General features: G+C 36.1%; 21 protein-coding genes and 1 riboswitch. Of the genes, 3 read left to right on the forward strand and 18 right to left on the reverse strand.

Going from position 1 to position 26,084, the window contains the following annotated elements:
• Window positions 1-77 precede the first annotated feature (77 nt).
• From CLOLE_RS15665 to CLOLE_RS15715, 11 genes are all read right to left on the reverse strand, one after another.
• Entirely contained in the window at window positions 78-1,169 is a 1,092-nt protein-coding gene (locus tag CLOLE_RS15665; RefSeq protein WP_013658107.1) for an FtsX-like permease family protein, read from the reverse strand.
• Window positions 1,159-1,827 (reverse strand): ABC transporter ATP-binding protein, encoded by a 669-nt coding sequence (locus CLOLE_RS15670; protein ID WP_013658108.1) that lies wholly within the window; start codon window positions 1,825-1,827, stop codon window positions 1,159-1,161. Before CLOLE_RS15670 ends, CLOLE_RS15665 begins: the two co-directional genes overlap by 11 nt.
• Window positions 1,828-2,913, reverse strand: a complete 1,086-nt coding sequence (locus CLOLE_RS15675; protein WP_013658109.1) for an FtsX-like permease family protein — start codon at window positions 2,911-2,913, stop codon at window positions 1,828-1,830.
• 99 nt (window positions 2,914-3,012) lie between these two features.
• Entirely contained in the window at window positions 3,013-3,645 is a 633-nt protein-coding gene (locus tag CLOLE_RS15680; RefSeq protein ID WP_013658110.1) for a response regulator, read from the reverse strand.
• Between the two features lie 16 nt (window positions 3,646-3,661).
• The gene (locus CLOLE_RS15685; protein ID WP_013658111.1) at window positions 3,662-4,822 is read right to left on the reverse strand and encodes a sensor histidine kinase; all 1,161 of its coding nucleotides are present in this window, start codon (window positions 4,820-4,822) and stop codon (window positions 3,662-3,664) included.
• 95 nt (window positions 4,823-4,917) lie between these two features.
• Window positions 4,918-6,063, reverse strand: coding sequence for an HlyD family secretion protein (locus CLOLE_RS15690; protein ID WP_041713052.1), 1,146 nt, complete (start codon window positions 6,061-6,063; stop codon window positions 4,918-4,920).
• 19 nt (window positions 6,064-6,082) lie between these two features.
• Entirely contained in the window at window positions 6,083-6,796 is a 714-nt protein-coding gene (locus tag CLOLE_RS15695; RefSeq protein ID WP_013658113.1) for an ABC transporter ATP-binding protein, read from the reverse strand.
• A 30-nt stretch (window positions 6,797-6,826) separates the two neighbouring features.
• Entirely contained in the window at window positions 6,827-9,319 is a 2,493-nt protein-coding gene (locus CLOLE_RS15700; protein WP_013658114.1) for an ABC transporter permease, read from the reverse strand.
• A 244-nt stretch (window positions 9,320-9,563) separates the two neighbouring features.
• Window positions 9,564-10,703, reverse strand: a complete 1,140-nt coding sequence (locus CLOLE_RS15705) for a GGDEF domain-containing protein (RefSeq protein WP_013658115.1) — start codon at window positions 10,701-10,703, stop codon at window positions 9,564-9,566.
• A 209-nt stretch (window positions 10,704-10,912) separates the two neighbouring features.
• Window positions 10,913-11,485 carry a 4Fe-4S binding protein gene (locus tag CLOLE_RS15710; RefSeq protein ID WP_013658116.1) on the reverse strand — a complete coding sequence of 191 codons (573 nt, stop codon included), beginning with the start codon at window positions 11,483-11,485 and terminating at the stop codon, window positions 10,913-10,915.
• On the reverse strand, window positions 11,463-11,711 hold the full coding sequence (locus CLOLE_RS15715) for a 4Fe-4S dicluster-binding protein (protein ID WP_013658117.1): 249 nt from the start codon (window positions 11,709-11,711) through the stop codon (window positions 11,463-11,465). Before CLOLE_RS15715 ends, CLOLE_RS15710 begins: the two co-directional genes overlap by 23 nt.
• 203 nt (window positions 11,712-11,914) lie before the next feature.
• On the opposite strand from CLOLE_RS15715, the gene CLOLE_RS23140 reads away from it, so the two are divergent.
• Window positions 11,915-12,070 (forward strand): hypothetical protein, encoded by a 156-nt coding sequence (locus CLOLE_RS23140; protein WP_013658118.1) that lies wholly within the window; start codon window positions 11,915-11,917, stop codon window positions 12,068-12,070.
• Between the two features lie 76 nt (window positions 12,071-12,146).
• Here the strand turns inward: CLOLE_RS23140 and thiD are convergent, their stop codons facing one another.
• The 6 genes from thiD to CLOLE_RS15745 all read right to left on the reverse strand — a co-directional run bounded on the left by thiD (window position 12,147) and on the right by CLOLE_RS15745 (window position 19,810).
• Window positions 12,147-12,935, reverse strand: a complete 789-nt coding sequence (gene thiD / locus CLOLE_RS15720; protein ID WP_013658119.1) for a bifunctional hydroxymethylpyrimidine kinase/phosphomethylpyrimidine kinase — start codon at window positions 12,933-12,935, stop codon at window positions 12,147-12,149.
• Between the two features lie 658 nt (window positions 12,936-13,593).
• Entirely contained in the window at window positions 13,594-14,235 is a 642-nt protein-coding gene (gene thiE / locus CLOLE_RS15725; protein WP_013658120.1) for a thiamine phosphate synthase, read from the reverse strand.
• Entirely contained in the window at window positions 14,222-15,046 is an 825-nt protein-coding gene (gene thiM / locus CLOLE_RS15730; RefSeq protein WP_013658121.1) for a hydroxyethylthiazole kinase, read from the reverse strand. The genes thiE and thiM overlap by 14 nt, the downstream gene beginning before the upstream one ends.
• 69 nt (window positions 15,047-15,115) lie before the next feature.
• Window positions 15,116-15,225: riboswitch (TPP riboswitch) on the reverse strand.
• 113 nt (window positions 15,226-15,338) lie between these two features.
• A complete protein-coding gene (locus CLOLE_RS15735; protein ID WP_013658122.1) occupies window positions 15,339-17,189 on the reverse strand; it encodes a beta-propeller domain-containing protein in 1,851 nt (616 codons plus the stop codon).
• A gap of 403 nt (window positions 17,190-17,592) precedes the next feature.
• The gene (locus tag CLOLE_RS15740; protein WP_013658123.1) at window positions 17,593-18,924 is read right to left on the reverse strand and encodes a GH1 family beta-glucosidase; all 1,332 of its coding nucleotides are present in this window, start codon (window positions 18,922-18,924) and stop codon (window positions 17,593-17,595) included.
• A 100-nt stretch (window positions 18,925-19,024) separates the two neighbouring features.
• On the reverse strand, window positions 19,025-19,810 hold the full coding sequence (locus CLOLE_RS15745) for an AraC family transcriptional regulator (protein ID WP_013658124.1): 786 nt from the start codon (window positions 19,808-19,810) through the stop codon (window positions 19,025-19,027).
• A 249-nt stretch (window positions 19,811-20,059) separates the two neighbouring features.
• Between CLOLE_RS15745 and CLOLE_RS15750 the strand changes: the two genes are divergently transcribed.
• Window positions 20,060-20,410 (forward strand): TnpV protein, encoded by a 351-nt coding sequence (locus CLOLE_RS15750; RefSeq protein WP_013658125.1) that lies wholly within the window; start codon window positions 20,060-20,062, stop codon window positions 20,408-20,410.
• Between the two features lie 114 nt (window positions 20,411-20,524).
• A complete protein-coding gene (locus tag CLOLE_RS15755) occupies window positions 20,525-20,998 on the forward strand; it encodes a hypothetical protein (RefSeq protein WP_013658126.1) in 474 nt (157 codons plus the stop codon).
• 180 nt (window positions 20,999-21,178) lie between these two features.
• Here the strand turns inward: CLOLE_RS15755 and CLOLE_RS15760 are convergent, their stop codons facing one another.
• Entirely contained in the window at window positions 21,179-25,966 is a 4,788-nt protein-coding gene (locus CLOLE_RS15760; protein ID WP_013658127.1) for a YDG domain-containing protein, read from the reverse strand.
• Window positions 25,967-26,084: the final 118 nt, after the last annotated feature.

Raw genomic sequence — 26,084 nt, forward strand, 5'->3', positions numbered from 1 at the left:
TTATCTTCATTTTTGTAACTTATAGGTAAAAAAAAGTGTAAACTTTCCTTATACTTTGTAGTAGCTTACAATTCTATTTACTCATACATACTTTTCTGCCAGCTGTTTTGTTTTAACTCTAAGTTCATGCATCTTATTGTTAGTCCATACAAAATCAAAATCATGATTGCCGGAACCACAATAAACGTATTGTGCCAAGCGTTGAAATAGATGCCCCTTGCTTCACAGTATAAATACTTAAATAAAATAACCCCTATCTCTCCAACCCCAACACCTATTAAACCACCTATTGAAAGTAGAATAGCATAATAACTAAAAAGCTGCCTTTTTATTTTTCCATAGCTATAACCAATAAGCCTTAATAAAGTAATTTCACTTAATCTCCCTTTAAGTTCATTGCTTAGTAAATTAAGTATAGTAGCTACTAAGCCTGCGAAAAACACAGTAACAACAACCCCTCCTAGTATGAGCATATTATGGATTAACGTCTTTTCAAAAAGTCTTGTTTCACTATAGCAACCAATAGACGCTACTTGTTTAAATAAACGAAGTACTTCAGTTTCTACTACATCTCCATAAGGAGACCCAAAAGTTACCACATATCCCTTAGTAGGTCCTGACATTTCTGATAAATAAATATTAGCTTTTCCTTTAATCACACCACAGATCTGGTAATTTTTATCTAAATCCTCGTCGATATAATCCCTTCCAATCCAATCTCCTATCTGAGCATCATAGAGCGCCAAAGACTCTGCTGTTACTAATATTTGATCTTCATCTTTTGGTAAATCTCCTTCTAGAAGCTTAACATCTAACCTTTCCATTAAAGCCTCTAACTGTCCTTCTTGCACCTTAATAAAAGGCGTTCCTCCTGTGTTAAAAAATAACATAGGGGTTCTCATATAATAGCATTCTCCCTCGAACACCTCTGTTACACCCTCTATGTGACTTAAGGTATTGATATCAGATTCTTTTTGTTTATCTGTTCCACCGTTAACATCTATCGTTATAACCTGCCTAATACTATAACCCAATCCATATTGCATACCTTCTACAACGCTATGTCCTATACTTAGCAAGAAAATAATAAGTCCTATTTGTAAAACAAGTACAACTAAGGCAGGAATGCTTCTTTTCAAAGTGTACATCCATTCCTCCTTAGTCCTCATCTTTATCGCCTCCTAATTGACCCTCTCTTAAATAAATCATTTCATCTGCCATGGCTATCTTCGTTTCATCATGGGTTACAAATAAAATAGTTGTTTGTGCTTTTATTTCTTCTAGCAATTCCATCACACTACTAGCTGCCTTATGATCAAGTGAAGCTGTAATCTCATCCGCAAAAAGGACTTTAGGTTCATTAATAAGGGCTCTAGCCACTGCTACTCTCTGACATTGTCCTCCGCTTAGTTCATAAGGCTTTTTCTTCAGTTCTCGCTCTAAGCCTAGGCGTTCTAGTAAGTTTTTTGCTTTTTCCACATCATCTGGTTTCTTTGAATTAAGAGGTACCAGGGTGTTATGTAATACGTCCATATATGGAATTAAAAAATGTTTTTGAAAAACAAAGCCAAATTCCTTTAATCTAATAGCTGCTAAAGCTTCTTCTTCCATCTCAGATAAAACTGCTCCTTTATAGTATACCTTGCCACTAGTAGGCTTTTGAATCCCACTTAACAAATAAAGTAGTGAACTTTTACCACTTCCTGAAGGTCCCAATATACCATAGAACTGTCCCTCCTTAATTTCTAAATTAATATGGGTTAAAGCATGGGTTTTATCTTCCTTATCTAAATCATACAACAAACTCACATTTTCTACTTTAAACATTTAATATCCCCTTTGAACCAGTGTGACTTGCGCTGTAGTACGTAATAAAATCCAAGTTGGAATAAGTGAAAAAATCATCATAAAAAGTGGTACAATGATTAATAGCTTGATAATACTTAAGTCCATCTTAAAAAGCATATAGCCATTAGGTTTTGCTAAAAAAATATTGAGACCTTTTACAATCACACTAATAATCAATATAGCTAATATAGTAGCTATAATCGTACTTATCAAAATTTCTTTAGACATTCTTTTAATGAGCATACTGTCGCTATAACCAATAGCACTTAAAATGCCAACTTCTCTTCGTCTAGCCAAATAATGCATATACGTTAGAAACCCGGTAGTTACCGATAATACTAAGGTCATTACCATCATAATAATATTGAAGGTATGCTCTAAATCACTAAAGCCGTGCATATTTTCTTTTGTAACGCTTGCTAAATCCTCATAATAGACTCCTTCCGGGAGCATCGCTCTTACTGCCGTATTCATCTGCCTAACTCTACCTTTTTTAGCTAAAATCAAATAATAGTATCCATTATCCTCAACAGTTGTGGGACAAAAACCTATAGGAAGTGTAGATTCAAAAGTATCCTGATACGTTGTTTGATTATCCTTAATGGTCATATCACCCAACTGTAATTTTCTATTAGTTACTACTCTTTGACTTAATATGGCTTTTAACTGATTTTCCTCAGGAATCCGGCTTGTATCATATTCTGGCGCTAACTGCTCCATTATTTTCACAATCCCTTTTCTTTCTAAGAAGTAAGTTGTACTATCAATGTTACTCAGAAATCCTTGGAAGGCTTGATAATAGTTGTAATACGGGTAGATTCCTTCTACATCATCTAGATTTTTAATCTTTTCTATCAGTTGTGGTTCTACTTCGTTTCCTTTACTATACAAATGAGAATAATAGTGGTGCTTGATTTCCCAAACATTCATCTCATCTTTTTGGCTGTTAATAATGATTTTGGTAACACCTAGCAAAATAATACAGATGGCTACACTTACAATATATCTAAAAACCACCTTTTGATTACCTTTGCTATATGTGCTATAGCTTAAAGGCTTGTCCAATATTTTCCCTCCTCTCATTTCCAATAATATAGGGCGTCAAGTTTCTTTTGTCATAGATAGTGAATCATTTCAATCCTCATCTATCTTTGCTAGCTATACTTAAAAAATGCTTTTTAGGAGATTAGCTGCTTCTACTCTATTTTCTGTTTGAGTTTTAGCATAAATATTAGAAACATAGTTTTTTACTGTTCCTTCTGATATGTAAAGGGTTTTAGCAATTTGCTTATTGGTAAAACCATCTTTCATCATTTCTGCAATTTGTACTTCTCTTTCTGTAAAATCATAAGGATTCTCCCTTTTTTTAAGTGCCTCTGGTGCATAAATATTTTTAGCTAATACTTCTGCTACCTTTTGAGGCATCATAAAACGTCCTTCATGCACTTCTTTAACACATTCTGCTAATTGATCATAAGGCATATCTTTAAATAAATAGCCACTAGCCCCATAAGCCATAGCTTGCACAATATATTCTTCATCTTCGAAAGTAGTAAGCATGACTACTTTTACCCTATATTTTTCTTCTTTAAGTTTTTTTACAGTTTCTACCCCATTCATTTCTGGCATTCTTATATCTAAGAGCAAAACGTCTAGCTGATGTTGCTTACAGATTTCTAGTGCTTCAAAGCCATTTTTCCCAGTAGCCACTACTTGAAGTTCTTCGTATGTACTTAATATACGCCTTAATCCATCTCTCATAAGCTCTTGATCATCTACAATAGCTATGTTTATCATGATTTCGCTCCTTTCTTTATTCCTCTAACGGGATTTGTGCTTGTATAGTAAATCCTTCATCTTTATAGCTTTCAAAATGAAGCGTTCCTCCTAGTGCTTCTACACGTTCTCTCATAGCATTTAAGCCAAAGCCTTGCTTGAAGGCTATGGCTCCTAGTCCATTATCTAAAATCTCAATCCATAAATGTTTTTCTTCTCTTTTTACTTCAATCATAAACGCTGTAGCTTTTCCATGCTTAATCCCATTAGTGATTCCTTCTTGTATAATACGATAAACACATCTTAAAATCTGTGTGGAAATGCCTGTTAATTCCCCTACTATGTATTTTACTTTGATATCTGTATACTCATTTAAGCGCTCACCTATGGCATAAATTTCTTGTTCCCAATCCAAGTCCTCTTTAAGCCTACGTACTGTCATACGTAAATCCCCTAAACCTTTTCTCACTTGACTGCTAATATGCTCTAGCTTATTCATTAATTCCTCATTATCTTTTCCAAGCATTTTACAAAGCTCTAATTCTACTAATGAGGTTGTTAGCGTATGCCCTACTGTGTCATGCATCTCTCTAGACATATTATTTCTTTCTTTCATAATGGTGAAATCTTCTAAATCATCATAAGCTCTCTTAAGCTGCTCATAGGCATAACTTAGGTCTAGGTTTTTTTCAATCAGTTGCTTTTTAGCAAGCATTAATTCTTGATTTTGAATAATCATATAATGAAGGATTGAAAGTCCCAAAAAGACGATACTATAGTTTCTTATCCAACTTAAATAAGTAGTGAAATAAACTTCACTTATAGGCATTTTAAAGGCAATAACTACTCCTATTACAATGAAATCTATTGCTAAAAGAATCCCTACTTTTCCTCTTCCCTTATAGCGCATAAGTGCAAATAATAATAAATAATTATAAATATGATACGTGCTACCTGTTTCAAATAAGCCAATAAACAAATTGCATAAACCTAAGCAAATGAGTAATAACCAAAAGCGCCTTGTTAACGCTGGATTGGGTAATATAAATAATTCCATGTAAATCGTAAGTATGGCTACTAAAATAATAGGTACATATAACCAACCTAGACCCCCTGTATTAACCATCATTGAATAAAAAACAGTCATTAACAGAAATGGACTAATCACATAAATAATATAGCGTTCTAATTGACTCATGCTAAAGCCCCTTTATCCCTATGTTTTCTTTTCATTATAACCCTTTACGTCTGTTGGTTTCAATATTTAGGCAACTCTTTATATTCATCATTCTTTTATTCAATAAAAACATCTACGCCATAACCCGCTTGTAAATAAGGACTTACTTCATCCGGAGTTACTTCTATATTAATTACTGTTTCACCATTTTCTTTAACAGCTTCACCAGCAATAGCTGTTACCTTGCCAGGTAAACTAATAGTCTTATCTGCATAGGGCACAATTTCTACCTCACTCCCTATAGCTACCGATTTAATAAATTCTTCTGGAACATGGGCTGTAATCTTTAAACTGTTTTGATCAATAAGGCGAAGTACACTACCACTTTGTTCACCTACCCTAGAACCTTCTACTACGTTGATTTTAGATATGATAGCAGACTCTATATCCGTAATAATTGCATTGTCTTTAATATAACTTTTTTGAAATTTATCTCTCATCATTGAAATCTCTAAATTACCTATTTCATCTTTCAAGGCACTCGTCTGTACCATGGCATTATTACCTTTTTCTGTAGTACTTAGCCCATCTTTAGCATTAGCTATTTCAGCTTTTAATTTCTCTAATTCTAATGTTTTTTCCTTTACTAAAGTACTTTTTTTAGCTTCTAAGGTATCTATTTGTGTTTGCAACGTTGTTTTTTGCGTTTCTATGCCTTTAATTATTTTTGATGAACTTCCTCCCACCTCTAATAAAGCCGTTTGTACCTTATAATCTTCTTCTAAATCTTCTAATTGTTGCCTGATTGTTGTCAGTTCACTTTCTATGCTCAGTATTTCCGGATCTTGACCATCTGTTAAACGCTTTTCTAATAAACTAAGCTCCTCATTTAAAGCGGTTATATTTTTCACCTGCCCTGTGGCTTCTGTTAGCTTGGCTTCTGCTGTGATACTTTCTAAAGTCCCTTCTTTCTCTTTCAGTAAAATGCTTTGCTTGTAAGGCTCATAATTTAAAAGAACTAGTTCCTCTCCTTTTTTTACAATTTGCCCTTCTTTTACTTTAATGGCTTCTACAGTTGCTGGAAAATCAACATAAATTTCTTTAATAATGGTTCCTTCTACTTCTCCCCAAGCTTCTACTTTCATATCTTCCTTTACAACTTGCTCTTCCATTTTAGCATCTGCCTTCACTTCCTTAGAACAACCTGCTAATAAACTTAAAGCTCCTATTCCTAAAACTATAGCTCCTATTCTTATACTCACAAAATCTTCCCCTTCCATATCAAACGATTTTTCTTACTTCATTGTTACCAGTCTCTAGCTTACTAATCTGTCCATCCTTCACTACAATCAAATGAGTCCCATAATTAGCAGATTCTCTAGAGTGAGTGACCTGTACAATGGTTTTTCCTTCCTCTTTATTAATACGTTGAAGTAATTCCATAATCTCTATACCTGTTTTGCTATCTAAATTACCAATAGGCTCATCTGCTAAGATGAGATTGGGATTGCTCATAAGAGATCTAGCAATCGCTACTCTTTGTTGCTGTCCTCCTGATAGTTCTCTCGGTGTATATTTTCTTCTAGCAGTAAGTCCTACTTTCTCCAACAGTTCTTCTAACCTTTCTTTATAATCTTTTAATTTTTTACCGTCTAATAAAATAGGCAGCATAATATTTTCCTCTACTGTTAAATTAGGAATTAAATTATAAAACTGAAAAACGAACCCCATATCTCTTCGTCTCATAATACTTTCTTCTTGGTCTTTCATGGTCATTAATTCTTTTCCATTCACTTTAATACTACCTTCACTAGGCTTATCTAACCCCCCTAAAAGATACAGCAAGGTACTCTTTCCAGAACCCGAAGGTCCCATAATAGAATAAAAACCTCCTTTTTCAATAGTTAGATTAATATCCTTTAAAATGTGTATTTTTTCATCACCTAAATCAAAGCTTTTCCACAAGCCCTTCGTTTCAATAATAACCTCTGACACTATTACTCCTCCTTATCTCCTACTACCAGATTACTCATACTTAATAGCTTCAATAATCTGCAGCTTTGAACTTCTCTTTGCTGGTAAAATAGAACCTATTAAAGTAATGAGTGCACCTCCTACCAAATAGCTTATAAAAAGCTGAGGTATAATTTCCATTTTTACTGGTAGATTAAGTGCACTTAAAACGGCATCCATATTGAGCATGACCAGTATGCCACCTATAATACCTCCTATAGCACCTATTAAACCAGAACCCAAGGCTTCTATAAAAATCATTCCCAGTACTTGCCGCTTGCTCATCCCAATAGAACGTAAGATGGCTATACTTTGTTGCCTTTCAATGAAGCTAATAACTAGATTGTTGACCACTCCTATAATGCCAATAAGCATGGCTAAAATAGCAAAGGCATTAATCATCCCCATAAGAGAAGCATTACTATCTTGATTCCACTTTTTAATATCCTCAGTCGTATATATATTGGTCCAAGTATCTTTAAAGGAACTACCTAGGCTTTCTACTACTTGCTGTTCTTCTTCTGGTTTTTTCACCTTAACTTGGATGCAATCATAGTAAATTTTATCAGCATCACGTTTATAATATTTCATAGGAAGTAGGCATAACCTACCATTTTCCCATATGGTATCCATAAACCCGATAATCTCATAATGCTTCTTCTCCTTGTCAAAATTCAAGGTTAATCGATCGCCTACCTTGAGCTTAAACTTCTTTCTTAAGTTTTCACTCACAATGATATATCTCCCCTCTTGAAGCTGCTTTAATAGCTGTGGTGCATCACCTAATAGGTTATAATCCTTAAACCTTATAAGGTCATCATTTTCATAGGCTTCAATAGCTATTTCTCTATTTTCTAATTCATCTACCCTTACCGAAAAGTCCTCCATGAACTTTAAGGATTCATATACACCATCATTTCTTTGAATGTTCCTTGCTTTTTGTTCGTCCATCTCTCCCGTTTCTACCCATACCTCAAAATGAAAAACACCGTCAAATAGGTCTAAAATTTGATCTGATACATTTTGTGTTAGAGTAGTAATCATCAGCAAAATACTAATTCCTATAGTAATTAAGGTAATACTATTTAAAACGCTTTTATTCTTTTTAATATTTTTACTTGCTAAACCTCCTAAATTACCAAATAGCTTTTCAAAAATAATGCCTAATACTTCTGCACTGTATAAAATAACAAGTGGTAAAATTTTAATCATCCCTATAATGATGAGAAATAGTGCTGCTACTGCATATACCGTTCCTATACTTGGACTTTCCATTCTCCCTAAAATAAAACCAAAAACAATAAGGCCACTTCCCTCTAAAAAACTTCTAAAACGCTTCTGAGATTTGTGAGCTTTTATATTTAAAATAATGTCCTTTAATGAAATATGATTCGTGCTTAAAATAGGTACTAGTGTACTAAAGAAAGCAATGACGTTGGCTAACACAAACGTTAAAAGACAACTTATAGATGTAATACTCATTTCTACCTTCCCTGAAATATAACTAGAAGACATCACCCAGGTTAAGATGTATAAAATGCCTATGCCTAAGATAACTGCTACTAAGCCGCCTACTACGCCATAAAAGCAAGTTTCCAAAAGCAGTACTTGATTCATCTTTCTTTTACTAGCACCAATGCTTCTAAAGGTGCCCATCATTGGCAACTTTTCTAGCATAATGACTTTAAAGGAAGAATAAATAATAAAACAACTCATAAAGATGACCATATATGTCATAAGCATAAAAGGGTCTGTCATCCAAGCAATGCTTTCTTTAAAAACCGCTTTATCCAAAACTGCTTCCACATCATAACGTGAATAGATACTTTTTAATGTTCCTATCAGCTGCTCCTCACTTATGCCTTCCTGCAATTGAACATACAAAGCTGTAGGCTTTCCATTACCACCCATATATTCACTTAAAGTCTCCATAGGCATTATACTGGTATAACCATTTCCCTCACCTGCGAAAATCCCTTGTCTTTCAGCAATTCCTGCTATCATGAGCTTTCTATTAACACCATTTATTTTAAGTGTTATACTTTCTCCTACTAATAACCCATAATGCTTTGCCGCTTTTTCACTCACAATGATTTTAGGTCCAGTGAAAGGTTCTACCTGACTGTTTGCCACTAAACTCAGTTTATTAATGGCCTTATAATCCTCTAATTCATAGCCGTTAATACTGATGTTTTCATAGGTATTAACACCTATCTTATATGCCCCCATACCACCTACATAAGGAATCACCTTGCTTTCTTTTACTTCACTCATTAAATGCGGGTTTATAAAAGACGAAGGAGATTGATTATTAGGCTTAACAACCACATCTACCTGTCCTATCTCCTGCCTTAAATTATTTTCATACATCCTAGTAATACTATCTGATAGCTGACTAGAAGCTAAAAATAAAGCACCAGCTAAACTAATGGCTAATATAATTAAAAAGGTCCTAGACTTCTTCTCTAACATAGATTTAATCGTATACTTTAGTAAAATCCTCATTTTCGCGCCTCCCTGCTTCTACATGATTATTGTATCGAAAGCCGCCTGGCTAGGTAACTAACCTTGGTCATATGTTTTGGTCATATGACTTTCTGACTTTAGTCATACTCAAAAATATTTATTTTCACAAACAAAAAAGAAGTGTAACTAATGCATCACGCATTTAGTACACTCCTCTATTATTATTGACGTTCATATATGATACTTCCTTTGAACTTACTTTACTATTCGATTTGCATTTTGACTACTTTGAGTGTTTATGACAATACATTTGCTTATCTGCTCCATTAATAAATGCATCCATCGTATGGATATTATTTTCACCAAATACGGTATATCCCATACTGAGGGAAAGTATATATTCTGCTTGTCCAGATTTATTAAATATTTCGACTCGTTCTTGTATTTGCCTTGTCATTGCCTCAACTTCATCTCTACTAGCTCTTCGCCCCACAATAAGGAATTCATCTCCACCCATTCTGGCTAAATAATCCTTTTTCACACTGCAAGCTCTCTTCAAAATAGTAGCAATTTGAATAAGTGCTTTATCCCCTATTAAATGACCAAAGGTATCATTAATACCTTTAAATTTATCTACATCAATAAATAATGCAAATAATATTCCATCCTTAGGCTTTTGCATATTATTTAACAAGTAGTTTTCAATAAATTTTCTATTATACAAACCTGTTAACTGATCTGTGTAAATTTGATGATTTTGTATATTAATATACATATTTAGCAACGTCAACGTAACCAAAATCCAAGTAATCGATACGCCACATATAAATGACTGCACAACACTTCCAATAAAGGGGACTATAGGAAGTATAAGCATATAATGATATAATTCCTTTTTTGTTAAATCATCACTTTCCTTCCCTTTTTTTATGGTTAAATAAGCCGCATAAAATAAATAAGTAAATGCCAAAAGAGGAATGCCTATAAATAGACTCCCCTTGTGATAATCATTATATTTATCAATAGCATAAATCCATCCCGTAATAGGGCTTAATAATGTTAGAAAGGTACTTATTATAGTGGGAATAACATATATAGGCATATATTTTAATAATCTTTTCTTATTCTGATTTATTTTATAATCATTATAAAGCAGCCAAAAAAAGCAAATTAATGGACTTAAAATAAAGTAGATGGTTGTAATAACTATATTCCATTCTCTGGCATAAGCAAATTGTCTATGATTTAAAAGATACATGACCGCATCACATATTAATAGAAATAGATTGGTTATCAATAATAGTGCAAATAAATTTTGGTCGAGTAGCATCTTTCTCCTCTGATTTTTTATGAGATTAAATAACAACATCATCAAAATAACAATTCCTAATATATCTACCTCTAAATAAAGCAATTCTAGCATCCAGTCACCTCGTTTAAATAATGTGTAAACTGATTATATCAACATATTATTTATTTTGTCATCAAATTTATTTATAATTGTTTAATTTTTTACTAAAATGTATTTTATTTGATGTAAGATATATATTTTATCCTTGTATAATCCAATCGTCTATAAGTATAAAAGTAGCTGTTGCAAACACCTTCCTTTTGCAACAGCTACTTTTAAAATCAATGATGTTTTCCTCTACAAATCATTTGTGTCATAGTACCCATAGGGCAATAAACACACCATGATCGTGGCTTAAATAATACCATTGTTATGATGCCCATCACACTTGAGGTTAACATCACACTATAAAAGCCAAACGCAAATTGTGCTATCCAAGGTGCTACTATATTTTCTGTATAAGCCCAGTTCCACGGTAACTTAAACGTCCACAGCAAAGTAACAACTTCTTTTAAACCCTTATTTCCTGCAAAGACTAAATAGGTTATAAATAGCATATTCACAAACATGGTTAAGAAAAAAATGAGAAAGCCATAGCGAAACCATTTAGCTCTAAGAAAAGCAGGAATATCTTTTCTTCTAGATAACTTTAGCTTATTGCCTAAAACTTCAAACAGTTGCCCTCTACCACAATACTTATTACAATAAGTCTTATTTCCTTTTACTATGGAAATAATAAGTGGAACAAAGAAACAAATTAATCCTACCCATGCAAAAAGAATATTAATAAACCCTAAAATCAAATAGATTGAAGAGAAAATCCATAAATAATTATACCATTCTTTCTTTTTCATTTTTATTAATCTCCTCTTCTGCTAAATTTGTAATCATTTCAATCACAGAGGCTGGACACGCTTTTTTACAAAGCCCACAGCCTATGCATAAATCTGTGTTCACCTCTGCATAAATGCCTCTCGGTACTGTAATGGCTAATTTAGGGCATACTAAAATACAAGTGCCACAAGCCACGCATTCTTTCTCTAATACACTTGCATATCTTTTTCTTTTTTGGATTGCCATAAATGTCCTCCTTTTTTCTAATTACTTTTATCTTATTAATAAATGGCTTTTATCTCTGTAACTTAGTTACATGAGTCAAAGCTTCCACTTTTTATTAAAAACATCACTTTGCCTTCAACCATGATTTTCCGGTATGTTTTTAGCGTCCTTGCATCATAATAAATATGTACTCTCAAACTCAATCATATTGGAGGCCACATATTATGAGTAATTCCAAGGCACCTAAATCACCTACTAATAATGAATGGTGCAGTGATTCATCTAATCAAAGCACCGAAGGCACTAAATATTTTCACGATAAAGCAAAGAAATCTGCTACTAACAATCAATGGGTATCTAGAAATACACCTGCTGAGTAAAGCAGAAAACCTCCAATAAACACTTAGTAGTCTGCACCTACTTCATGTTTATTGGAGATTTAATCTATCAACTTGTTTATCTTTTATTGAGGTTATAGCAATGATTTAAAGGCCCGTTCCCTTTACCTAGATTTAACCCATCTTCTAATGCACCTCTTACATAAAACTTTGCTTTTTCTATGCTTTCAGCTAGAGTGAAATCTACTGCCAAGTTACATGCTATAGCTGAAGATAATGTACACCCTGTCCCATGGGTATTATCTGTAGCAATTCTTTCTCCTACAATCCATAGCGCTTTTCCTTTGTTATATAATAGGTCATCAGCACCTTCTGTGAAATGCCCTCCTTTAATAAGTACAGCCCCTGACAAGTTATTTGAAATCACTTCAGCTGCTTTTAACATATCCTCTTTGCTTTGAACCGAAAAACCACATAAGCATTCAGCTTCTGGAATATTAGGAGTAATGACTTCAGCTAATGGTAAGAGCTTCTCTACTAAAGCCCTCTCTGCACCTAGATTTAATAGTTTACCACCACTAGTAGCCACCATGACTGGATCTACTACAATGTGTTTTGCATCATACTGTACAAGTTTTTCTACAATTACTTTAATAATTCCTTCATTAGATACCATACCAATCTTTACAGCATCAGGTACAATATCTGTAAAAATAGCATCTAACTGTTTTCCCACAAAATCAGCTGCTACATCCACTACACCATAAACGCCTGTGGTATTTTGAGCTGTTAAAGCTGTAATCACGCTCATGGCATACATCTTATGCGCCGTAATCGTCTTCATATCAGCTTGAATGCCAGCACCACCACTACAATCTGAACCCGCAATCGTCAATATTTTTTTCATCTCATTACCCCTTTATCTTTATTATTCTTTGATAACTATCCATTCAATTGGTACCATAAATAGAAATTTGTCGGGGCATTTATGAGGAATGCTACTGGGCGGAAATGAGTGAAGAGGGCTATCTTCCAGTGTTCCGGTTCAAGTTTTTTGAGGCACTAGGCTCGCTTATTTGGATGAACGTGCGAAAACTCCCGTTGGTCAAACACTCGCGCTAAAAACCATCCAAAGCACTCGCCAAGTGCCTCTAAAAAACTCTCCCAAGTCACCCTTCCAGATAGCCCTCTCCACTCATTTCTTACAAGCATTATTGACCTCATAAACATCCCTGACATTGAGGCGACCTGGAAAGAAAGCGTAACGACAGTAATTTATTTTTTTCTTTAAAACACTTAAGGAAGGTGCTTTACGCGTTATTGCTGGTAGAACTGAGAGAGGGTGGCTGTCCTAGCGGGGTGACTTCGGAGTATTTTCAGTAGGCACTTAGCGAACGTTTTGGATGGCACTTAGCCCACGTGTTTGAGGGAACCGAGTTTGTGGGCGTTCATCCAAAAAAGTGAGCTTAGTGCCTACTGAAAATGCGGAGCCAAGCCACGTAGGATAGTCACCCTCTCTCAGTTCCGCCCAAATAGCCTAGTAAAGCCACCGACAAATTTCTATTTCACCTACCTATTACTTGCTCTGCTTTCTCCTTTAAGGCACAGGTTGCTTCTCTTATGTTTTGACTAGCAAATATAGCGGATACCACTGCTACACCTACAATCCCTGAATCTTTTAATTGCACCATATTATCCTTGGTAATCCCCCCTATTGCAATAACTGGAATATGTACAGCATTACAAATGGCTTTTAAGGTTTCAAAGGATACACCTTTTGCATCTTGCTTAGTTGAAGTAGAAAACACAGCACCTACACCTAGGTAATCAGCTCCTCTGGCTTCTGCACATATAGCCTGCTCTACTGTTTGAGCTGACACTCCTAAGATTTTATCTGGTCCTATTAATGCTCTCACATCTCCCACTTCCATGTCTTTTTGACCAACATGGACACCATCTGCATTTACTGCTAAGGCAACTTCTACTTCATCATTAATGATAAAAGGAATATGGTAAATATCTGTTAGCTTTTTTATTCTTTTTGCTTCTTCAATAAAGGCTTCCTTTGACAACTCTTTTTCTCTTAGTTGTAAAAAAGTAACTCCAGCTTCTAAAGCTTCTTTGACTTGCTCTTCTAAGCTGACTTTACCTACCCAGCTTCTATCTGTTACAGCATAAAGTAATAAATCCTTTTTATCGCACTTCAATTTTACAACCCCCTTTTAGTTTTTCATCAGTTAGTTTACTTATCTCATCAATCATTAGCATTTTATAGGTCGAGGTTCCTCCCTCTATTTGCTTTAATTTTTCATAAGCAATTTCTCCGCAATATCCCATAGCACTTATGGCCATCACCGCCGCTTCTATAGCCTTTTCCCTATGAGCTGCTACATAAGCTGCCATAATGCCTGTGAGCATACAGCCTGTCCCTGTAATCTTGGCCATTAATGGGTTACCATTACGAATTACATAAGCTTTACTGGTATTTACCACAAGATCAATAGCTCCTGTAATAGCAATAATAGCCCCTGTCCTTTCACTTAACTTTCTAGCAAAACAAATCATTTCATCTAAATTCTCTTCTGTTACAACATCACCTTCTGCGGCATCTACACCTTGTGTATTCCCATCACCAAAGACTAAAGTTTTAATCTCTGAAATATTCCCTCTAATAACATCAAAGTGAATCTCTTTTATTAGCTGAAGAGCTGTTTCTGTACGTAGCTTTGAAGCACCTGCTCCTACTGGATCTAGTACCACTACGTGTCCTAATTCATTAGCTTTTTTCCCAGCGGAGAGCATAGAAGCTGTTGTTCTTCGATTAAGCGTTCCAATATTAAGGACTAAACCTTGACATAAGCTTGTCATTTCTTCTACTTCTCCTAAATCATCTGCCATAATAGGCGAACCACCAGCTGCTAATAAGCTATTAGCTACATCATTAACTGTTACATAATTTGTAATACAATGTATAAGTGGTACTTGTCTTCTTACTTTCTCAATCACATCATCAAGCATTGACTTTCTCCTTCTTTATTTTTTATAAAATTAAAAATAGTAGGCCATACCATTAGGGTATGACCTACTATGAGTTCACTGGTTGCTCCCTTCGCTGGTATTATCCAAATCAGGTTATAAAGGTCGAAGTTAGATGACTTCCTCTCAGCCTGCTCCCACAAGCTCCCTTGCTATTTCTTATTTATCTTAGTTCTTAATTCTTAATTCTTAATTCTTAATTCTTAATTCTTAATTCTTAATTCTTAATTCTTAATCAACATTATACTCCCCTCTAAAGAAAGTAACAATTATTTTATTGCATTGTTAAAGTTTGAAGTCGTTTAAAGTTACTTATTTCATACTCATTTATTTTATCTTCATATAAGTAGTAAAGTTTGTTACCTATGTAACACACTCGATCTTCATTATAGCCATAATAATACCCATAGCTATTAGTAAGCCTTCCTAGTTTAGCTTTTCCTACCAACTTACCATTTTCTACTGCAAACACATAAGCGCCATAAAAATTTTCTAAGTTTTTTTCTTTATTATAAATAATAGTAACAGGAATAGCTAGCATTGCTTTTCCCTTATGCACAGTAACTGCTTTGTGATTATATTGGGCACTGCTGTAGCTCCCTCTAGTTCCTAGAATAATTTTATTCACTTCTTTTGGTTCGTTTGGATTACTCACATCAAAAAGGGATAGTTTAATTCCTGCTTGAAGGGTCGAAGCATTGCTATATTGATTGCCACCTTCTTCTTCATCCATCGTAGCTATTCCAATACCAACTACTAAATTTTCTGCAATGGGATGGAGATAAGTACTTACTCCTGGAATTTTTAATTGCCCTTTTACCTTTGGTTCTTTAGGATTACTTAAGTCTAGTACAAACAAAGGATCCATTTGCTTATACGTTACTAAATACCCTGTTTTCCCTTCAAATCTAGCACTATAAATACGTTCAGTAGGAGCCAAACCTGTTAAGCTGCTTACTTGATTCATTTGTTTATCAAAGATAAATAGATTATTTATGGTTTCATACGTTTGCTGATTATAGCTAGTGGTGGCTACGCGTAAATAGTTATCGTATAAATCCATAGCAAATTGATTATATAACCTGCCTTCTATAACACCTGTTCCTACATACTTTAAACTCTGTCCTTCCACATTAAAGCGACTAATGGTAGTATAGTCACCATAGATTTCTAGAAACATTGCTTCTTTATCCATATAAACATTACCTATAGCTCCTAAAAGCATTTTCAGCTCTGTAGGTTTATTTTGTTTTAAATCTATTGTTGTTAATATAGTTGTATTTAACATATATCTAGTTTGAGCCCAGGGGACATCATAAATCTGGTTAGGCTTAGCAAATTGTAGTTCTTCTCCTTGCAAGCTATCCTTATAAGCTGGCAATATGTCTTCCTTTGTATAAGCATTATTTGCTTTCCTCATAATCATACTTTCTGTAACCAAATAAAGCTTATCTTCGATTTTTCTCATTGTATGTTTATTGCCTTGTACAACAATTTCACGTTTTAACCTTGGTTCTTTTTTATTGCCTACATCGTATATGCTAATATTGGTATACTGCCTAGCGATTTGATTAACCACTTCACCATTTTTTAAAGTAATTGGAATTTCTCTAGGTTCATAACGACGTCCTTCACTACCTATGACAATAAGCTGATTACCCTCTAAAAACATGCTGCTAAACTGAACTCTATCGCTTTCTATCTTCCCTATAATATGCAAACTAGGTTGAGTATCCATAATCATAATCTTACTACGGTCTACTAGTTTATAGATGTACCTATCATCATTTTTTAGTACATCATCTTCATCCACTCCTTGCTCTTGAATATTAGTTTCTGAATAACCACCTTCTGATGTGGCACTTTTCATATCGCTAGTCTGATCATTGGCTACAATGTCCTGTGTATTAGGTATAGTGTTTTCTAATCCTCTGAGTACTTCGTACTCACTTAAAGTTTCTGGTTCTACAAGTATTTTTTTATCTGTTAATAGCCTTACTAATTCTGCTTCGTCTTTTATAGGTACAAGCTTTGTCTCTTGATTGGTTCTTGCGCCTAAAATAATAGTACTAGTCAATAATACACTTAATCCAACTACAGCTCCTAATGATTTAAATCCTTTCATTTCTTCTCCCCTTTCTTTTCAAACCCGCTTCTTGTCATTTTATTTTCCCCTTGCTTATATTAACTATAATTGAAATATATATATTTTGCAATTTTCAAATTATATTTTTCTACTGTTTTTCTTAAAATATCCACGTAATTTTTTAAAACTATCTGTGTATTATGCAAGCTTAGTGATGTGTCTCGATTAACATATTATAGATGGTACATAAACATTTAGGCGTGTTAGCCCCAGTGAAAAACGTGACATGTATTTAAAGCATCATAAAAACTGCCAGTAGATTATACCTACTGGCAGAAAAGATTTTTATTTTTTAATTGTCTACTTGGCAGGGAACAGCTTACAGTACTCTCAGCAATTCTCTGTTTTTATGTAACAAGCTTAATAGGTTCTTAGAAATAATTTATAAACTTTCGCCATTTGTACCCATAACCTTTTTATACCAATAACCTGAGTTTTTGATGATACGACGTTGTGTAAGATAATCAACATACACAAGACCGAATCGAGGTGCATAACCCTTTGCCCATTCAAAGTTATCTAGAAATGACCAATGCATATATCCCATCACTTCTATGCCATCTTCAACAGCTTGTTTTAAAGCACTAATATAACGCGTCAAGAAATCAATACGATAGTCATCATGGACCCTGCCATCTAGATGGACTAAGTCACAACCTGCCATACCATTTTCAGTAATTAAAATAGGTAATTTGTACCGCTCATATAAAAATTTAGGTGACCAATATAAAACTTCTGGTGTAATTGCCCATCCTAAACTCGTTACTGGTTGCCCTGGATATTTGGGAGTAGCAAAGGCATTTTGAGATTGATAAATATTAGCACCATAAAAATCAATAGGCTCTGAGATAATAGCCATATCTCCTGGATTAATGGAAGGCATATCCTCTCCCAAGGCTTTATGGGCTTCCTCTGGATATTGACCAAATACAATAGGGTCACCCCACCAGCTATTAGTAAAGATAAAGTTATCTCGATCCAGGGCAAAGCTACACTTTCTAGCTACTTCAATATCCTCTGTTGATCTTGAATGAGGAATAGAACAAGGACCTGTTGGAGCAAAGCCAATAATCGCTTTTTTCTTTGCATACTGTCTAATGGTTCTAACAGCTTTTCCATGAGCTAAAAGAATGTTGTGAGACATTTGTGTCAGTTCACTTGTAGGAAGTTTATAAAACGGCGCATGCACCCCATCTTTATAACCTAATCCTACGAAAACTTGAGGTTCATTAATCGTAATCCAATAAGTTACGCGGTCAGAAAGATGGTCAACGATCACCTTTGTATAGTCAGCAAACCAATCACTACTTTCTGGGTTTAACCACCCTCCTTTTCTTTGCAAGGCATTGGGTAAATTCCAATGGTAGAGCGTCACTAAAGGAGTAATCCCATTTTCTAATAAGGTATCCACTAAGTCAGAATAAAACTCTAAACCTTGCTTATTCACTTTACCTATGCCATCTGGAAATACACGAGGCCAACTAATCGAGAAACGGTAGTTCTTGATCCCCATTTCCTTCATAAGCTTAATATCGTTTTTATAAAGGTGATAGTGATTACAGCTTATATCCCCATTTTCTCCGTTTTTTATGGTGTTAGGAAGTCTAGAGTAGGTATCCCAGATTCCAAGTCCTTTTCCATCTTCATTATAAGCACCTTCTATTTGATAAGCAGCAGTTGCCACGCCCCACATAAAATCTTTAGAAAAACTCATTTGTTCCACCTCTTTCTTAATCCATATAAATTAATGATAGCCTTAACAAAAAGTCTTAACAATGACTAATCTTGCTTGTTTACTGATGAAAAATGCTTTTTTAAGATTTGTATTGTTGTAAGCGAAACTCACTAGGAGTCAAACCTGTGCTAGATTTAAATTGACGCATAAAGTGTACATCATTTTCATAGCCACAAGTTTCAGCAATATATTTAATAGAAAGATTGGTTTGTGATAAGTAGTATTTAGCATATTCAATACGCGCATTAATAATATCTTTTAAGCATGTGACGCCAAAGTTTTTTTTGTATAAACGCTGAAAATAGTAAGGACTAAGCGTAGCCTCATGTGCTAAACCCTCAATGCACCATTTCTCATAAGGTGCGCTATAAATCTTGCTACGTAAGAGAGAGAATTTGTCATGATGAATCTTTTCAATGCCCTTATTAAGAGAGGGTATGACCTGAGCTATTTTTAATAAAAAAAGCCTCATATAATGGTCTAATGCTTCACGGCCATAATTCTGCCCAGCGTAATATTCATATGTCATATTTTTAATCAGCAAAGAAAAGTATTGCATGTTATTGATGGGAATAGGCTTTTCAAATGGAATATGTAGCTTTTTCAAGAAATCCTCATCACCAGCATCAAGTGTAAAATTAAACCAATCATTAGAAAAAGGCTGTTTGTAAGCCTCATAATATTGAGGTGTTCCTTTTTGGTATAGAAAAAATATATTAGGAGAGGTATATACATCTTGTCCATTCACATGAAATAAAGCAGGGCTTTTTATAAGCAGCGCAAGATAATCACCACATCCATCGGGACGTTCAATTTTAAAATCCATGTCATGGACATGATTATGTCCAATATAGGTCATTTGCATAAGCAACCTCCTATCCAAAGCAGTATCTATCAGTTAATTGACATGATACATCATTGATACATAAATTTCAAATTAAAACATGGTGTTTAAGCAATGAGATGGAATGTATTAAGATATAGTATAGAAAAATAAAAGGTTACCTCTAATGCAGTCCTCCAATAAGGATGTTTACAAAAATCATAATTGTTTAGCACACAGCAGAACGATTACCGATGAATTGTAAATAATCTTTATTGGAGGATTTGCTTTATGGCAAAGTTTGAATTTGAGTACACTGAAATTGATGGACTGTTATATCCCAACATTGAAATTGACGGAAAAGCCGAGCTTGACAGCTTAGGCAAATACGGGCGACTTCGTCTAAATTATCTGCACGAACAAAAATTCGGGATGTACCGTGAACTGCTTTTGACGGGTAAGCTGGCAGAACATTGCATGACCATAGAAAAGACCGCCTTTGAAATGACAGAACGTGTCCGTGCCGATTATCTGAAAGCACACCCTATGCCAGAATACGATACAATGAAACGTATTCGCTTATCTGAACTGGCGCAGGAAATTGCAGACGAGTGCGTGCTTCGTAACCTGATTTGCAAATAAACCGAAGTGCTCTGCTGATTTTTCGGCAGGGCACTTTCAAAATACACATCAATTGAATTTAAAGGGCTTGTTTGCTATAATTATGGAAACTGGCTAGGAAACGGTGGAGGGGACATGGAAAATTCAATTATTTCAGAATACAGCAAAGTAATTTTTGATAAATTGAAAACAGACAACTTGCTTGGTGAAGATGGAAAACCTCTGTTTCAATCAGAGGCCGATTTCTGCCGATATTGTGAGCAGATTATTCGAGATAACGAATCGGAAACATTGCGGTCGGAGGTCATGGCCTTAGAGAAACATGCCAACCACTATCAGGAACGGTTTAATATTATCGGTTCCGTTTATAAGGTATTTTTTGACGAAACACCAAGTGGAAAGGAATATAAATATCTGCACATTGAATACATGCTTCTGGCTTTTCATTGTGCACCCATGCGGTTTATGGACTGGCTTTTAGAGCGGTATTGCTATATGTATTTTTCAAAAGCACTTCCGGAGTATATTGAATATCTTCAAAAAATAGGGTTGGATACCTGCTTTGACAGCTTTTCTCATGAGTTGTGCCGCAGATTTTATTCCGAGTGATTTTCCCCATACCGCAAAAGAACGCACAGGATAAAACCTGTGCGTTCTTTGATGTTAACTTCTTATTTTCTTTGTTATATACTGCTTACAACAACCTCATAGCCTTCGATTTAAGCGTACTGGCTACGAAGAGCAATCAGATTCAAGGGCATGATAGCCGCTGAATCAAACCCTTGCCGCCTACTTCTCTGTATTTTGAATAAGGCGCATGAGGATTGCCGCAACTTGCGCACGGGTAGCATCGCCGTGAGGCATCAGTTTATTGTTGCTACCCTTTATTAGCCCGACATTAACTGCCCAGCTGAGCGAGGTCTGCGCATAGACAGAAACACCGTCATAGTCTGCGAATTCCCGAATAGCCATGCCGCCCTGTGTGGTGTCATACTTTTTATAAGCAGCATAGCGATAGAGTATCGCCGCCAGCTGTTCGCGGTTGATGGAGTTTGTAGGGCTAGACCCGTCAGAAATACCATTTTCCATTGCCCAATGACGAGCATCGTCCATATCGGTTGGCATCCTGCCATCCATTCGTGCAAGCACCATCCAAATCATCTGGCGAGTCATAGCCGTGTTGGGACTGAAAGTGGTAGCGGAAGTACCTGAGAATAGGCCGTTGTTGTAGGCGTAAGCCACGCTTCCATAGCTCCATGTATTTTGGTCTACGTCCGCAAACGGGAAGCTTACAATCAGATACTGAGACAAGTGGTCAGTTGTAAATTCTACCGTTCCATCGTTGTACGTACCACTCTTCGGCTCAATTGTGCCATCGTCATTGATGAACCAGACTGTGATGCTGTCTGCGTTTTCGCCGGATTTCAGCATGTACGGTACAGAAACATGAATCTTGCCATTATGAAACGTGCTGGTCTTGGTGCCATTCACATAGATGTTTACGTCAACGACAACCGCCGTATTTGTCTGCTTGCCAAGTGCCTCTTTCTGCGTATCGCTGAGCTTTGCATGATCCACAGCCTCAACGGAACTCTTTACGTCACCCTTGTCTTTGATGGCATTAAGCGCAGTTTTGTCAAGGGTCACAGTACCGTTTGAAAGCACAACTTCAAGACTTGCGGAGGTAGATGCGTTATCCACTGCCGAAACAAGCTTAGATGGGATAACTATGGCATTGACATCGAGAGCGGATACATTGATTTTCATTGTGCCGGTGTTCTTAGCTGCGGAAGCAATCATTGAAAGCTGCGTGTCCGTGACAGAAATTGTTGCCGTGCTGTTAGAGACAGTGGCAGACACACTAACCGTTCCGAAATCACTTGAAACCAGAGCAGTGGAAGCACTGGCAGAAGATCCGCCCGACGAACCGCCGGAAGATCCACCCGATGAGCCGCCGGAAGACGATTTGATTACAGTCAACACTCCGTTATGATATATAATTTTTTCATTGTAGTTGTCCCCTTCCGGTACAGCTGCGTCGCTGACAGCTATTGTGTAAGTATTACTTTTCCCCATATCTGAATCACAGGTAAGGTTTGGGAGCTTTTTTAATTCTTCGTTTGGTGCAAGACCAGACACGGTATAAGTTAAAGTTGGTTTTGTATCGTTTATATATGCAGTTTTGTTGTCTGCAGTGATGTTGATGGTAGCCTTACTGATGGTAAAGTTCACTACTTCACTACCCATGTAAGCTGGGTCGTTGTTGTCCACCGAAATAATCAACTTATAGTTACCTGCATTCTTAGGAGCCGCAGATAAAGTTTGTCCACTGGCTGTTTGCCAGGTATAGGTATAACCAGAAGGAGTTATTTCCGTATCATTTGAAGTGGAAACAGGTGTACCAGAATAACTGATTTCATTACCGTCATAAGATTTATCTGTTACAGTTACACCTGAAATAGTTACAGGGACTTTGTCAGTATAATCTACATTCACAGTGATAGTACTGTTCTCATAGTTATCCATACCCGTAACATCGATGGTTACGGCATCAGAGGTATAGTTCTGCATTTTGTTTACTACAAGAATGAGCGTATTTCCCTCCATAGTTGCACTGCTTAGGGAGTTATAACTGTTACTGGTAACCGTAAATACAGGCGTACCGCCAGGAGTCAGCGGATAACCACTGGTTTGAGTCAGGTCAAGACGTAGGGCGTAGTTATCTTGATTCTTTACCATTGTTGCAGGGCTGTTCAAGGTAAATGCGTCAGCTTTCAAGATTTCTACTGTTGTGGAGATTTCTTCAACCGGCTGCTTTAGAGTATAGTTGCCTGCCATTGGCCCTGCCAGTGTCATGTTGCCAATGTTAATTGCATTGTAAGTGCCTGCGTCAGAGCCATTAAGGGTTCCTGTCAATCCATTGGTGTCTACATAGACCTCATCAGAATTTATAATGCCATTTAGTTTGGCATTTGTGATAGCCACTGTATTTTCGCCATCATACTTTTTATTCGAACCGGTGACCTCGGAGAGAGTTAGTTCTTTCGGTAGGATAGTCGGTTTCAGCTTGCGCGTTAATTGACCGTAGCTGTCAGGATTTTCAGAAGGTATAAACACGACAGTGTATTCTGTTGTATCGTTTACAGTTGGATAAATACTGTCTGCATTGTTGATTTTGTCATCCAATACCCAGCTTCCCGCTATGCCAGATGTCCCAGAATCAATAGTAAGGTTGCTTAAGGGAGTTCCATAAACTGCACTGTTAAAACTTGGCTCGCCACCAGCAGGCAGTGCTTTTTCAGTGGTAAAGCTTAAATCCTGTGTAGTCATATTGCCTGCCTTATCCTTGACCGTTGCGGTAAAGTCGTATTGTGTGTTAGGAGACAGATTTGAAATGCTAAATACACCGTTGTCACCACTGGTGATTGTAGGTTCACTGCCGCCGCTGGTTTTAGACAGTTCATAGCTGGCTATGTCAGAACCGTCGTCATTGGCATTTACGGTAACGATTGCTGCATTGTCAGTTATATTTGAATTGTTGATTGCTGATATTGTAGGTGCCGTTGAATCTCGCTTAATCTCAATAGTCTTAGATGCGGTGACACTGCCGTCCGCAGTCTTTTTGAGATAATAGGTGTAACTGCCATTCATATCCTCAGTGACAGTAAGGAAGTTTTGCCAATTTGCATTTTGCCCTATTTCTTTTGAAATCTGAAACCCATTTGGGGCATTGACAGTTACATCGCCGATGTACCAGTTATCATTGCCCTTATTGGTGTCTGCCAGAACGGCTGCTTCCGTTGTTTCCAATTGTTGAATTGTGAAGCTGGCGGAGGTCGTAGTAAAGAATACAAGATTACCTCCCTCGGCATATCTCTGGTCTTTGTTTCGTATGGTTACGGTGGCAGTGCCTGGCTCAATATTGTTACTGTATTCTATATCGCAGTATTCCTTGAGAGCATACATATAGTAACGATTATCGGCAGTCACAATGTAAGGCTCAATGGCCTCTCCTGTGTAGGTGGCAGTATAGTTTTCGAATTGATTCGAAGAATCATCTGGTAGATAAAACAGAAGTTTAGGACTGTATGTCTCAGTGTAGACCAAGCTTTTCACCATAGTTAAGTTAGTTAGTTCTGAAAAAGTATAATTTTTCGAATTTTCTCCAGTTAATTCAAAGTTGTCCTGGAAGTAAATTGTTACATAATAAGTTCCAACCAAGTCATTTTCACGTTCAAATTCCTTTGGATTTATACTGGATTTTAAAGCAACACCGATTTTGCCTTTGTCTCGTTCCAGAATCTCTTCTTCTGATAAAGTAAGATTTTCTACAATTAATTCAACCTTTTTATTACCCACCTCGTATGCTCTAGGAAGAATACTGAGTCCATTAACCTGTGTTAATTTTTTAGGCTTAATCGTACCTACATTTCCAGATACTCCCTCCTCAATATAATAATTTTTAAGGATGGGGTATACATCACGTTCCAATCTATAAAATCCATAGTTACTAAAGACTACATTAATTCCTGTTCCAGCATCAGGGTTAGAAAAGGTGGAGATCATTTCTTTATCCGGTAGTCTGACTTCACTTAATGTTTTTATATTTTCAAAGATGTCAGCATCTTTACTTAAATATCCATGGAATAAACATGTAACATTGTAAGGAGTGCTGTCCAGATACGTTGTTCCGTCATATTGCTTTACCAATTCACCTCCAAGTGTCATTGTAAGGGCTCGCTTGTCAATATTGCAATTATATAGAGATAGCTCCGCTTCTCCATAGTAGGATGAGCTACTGAAAGTCACCTTATAGCGTTCTTTCACATTATTTCCAGCGAAAGCCATGCCAGAGGCATCAATATGCTGCGCACTACCCTCCAATAAACTCCATGAGAAAACACCTTCCTCATTTACGGGCTGACCGTCATATGTTACTTTTAGCAAATCGCAAAGATTATCTCCATAAGTTAATTTCTGAGAATTGCCAAGGGTGTTGCTGTCGTTATTAAAAGTTAGCGCTACAGATTGTTTTTCTGTTGTATCTGTATTAAATTTTAGTGATGACGGGGCACTGGTGTTAATGAGTGTCTCTCCATATGTCTCTTTCGGTATCCTAAGTGTATAGGAGTTATCTTTTTTTGCAGCGGTAATGCCATTAAATGTTACAGAAGAGATGTTCTCACCATTAATAGTAAGGAAAATGTCTTTCGTTGCGGAATATAGAGGTACTGACATTTCGCCATTTACTGTCAGAGCATTTTCTGAAGTATTCCAAGTACCATCATTCGTAGCATTACCTAAGTATAAACCCTGACCAGCTAGACCCGCTAAGGCAGAAGAGATACCAGCGGTACTACCCGATTGACTGACGCTTTGTAAATTTGCTCCACTGCCTTGGTAATTTAGAGTAGTTTTCGTTGCAGTGTAGCTGTTGGAATTGTTAGAGAATAAATAAGGAGATTTACCGGCAAGAGTTAAAAGTTCTAGAGTAGGGCGGTTCTCATCATGGTAATATATCTCCTTATTATAGTTTGCGGTATGGATAGTGCTAGTGCCATTGATGGTTTCTCTCACTAAGTAGTTATTATCGGCTACAACCTCTAAGGTGTCTGGAACTTCCTCATAAAGATTAAGGTCACTTATTGAAAATTGTGCATTGTAGTCACTTAATGCAAAGACTGTTGCAGGAGAA

The organism is Cellulosilyticum lentocellum DSM 5427, from assembly GCF_000178835.2.
Taxonomy (GTDB): domain Bacteria; phylum Bacillota; class Clostridia; order Lachnospirales; family Cellulosilyticaceae; genus Cellulosilyticum; species Cellulosilyticum lentocellum.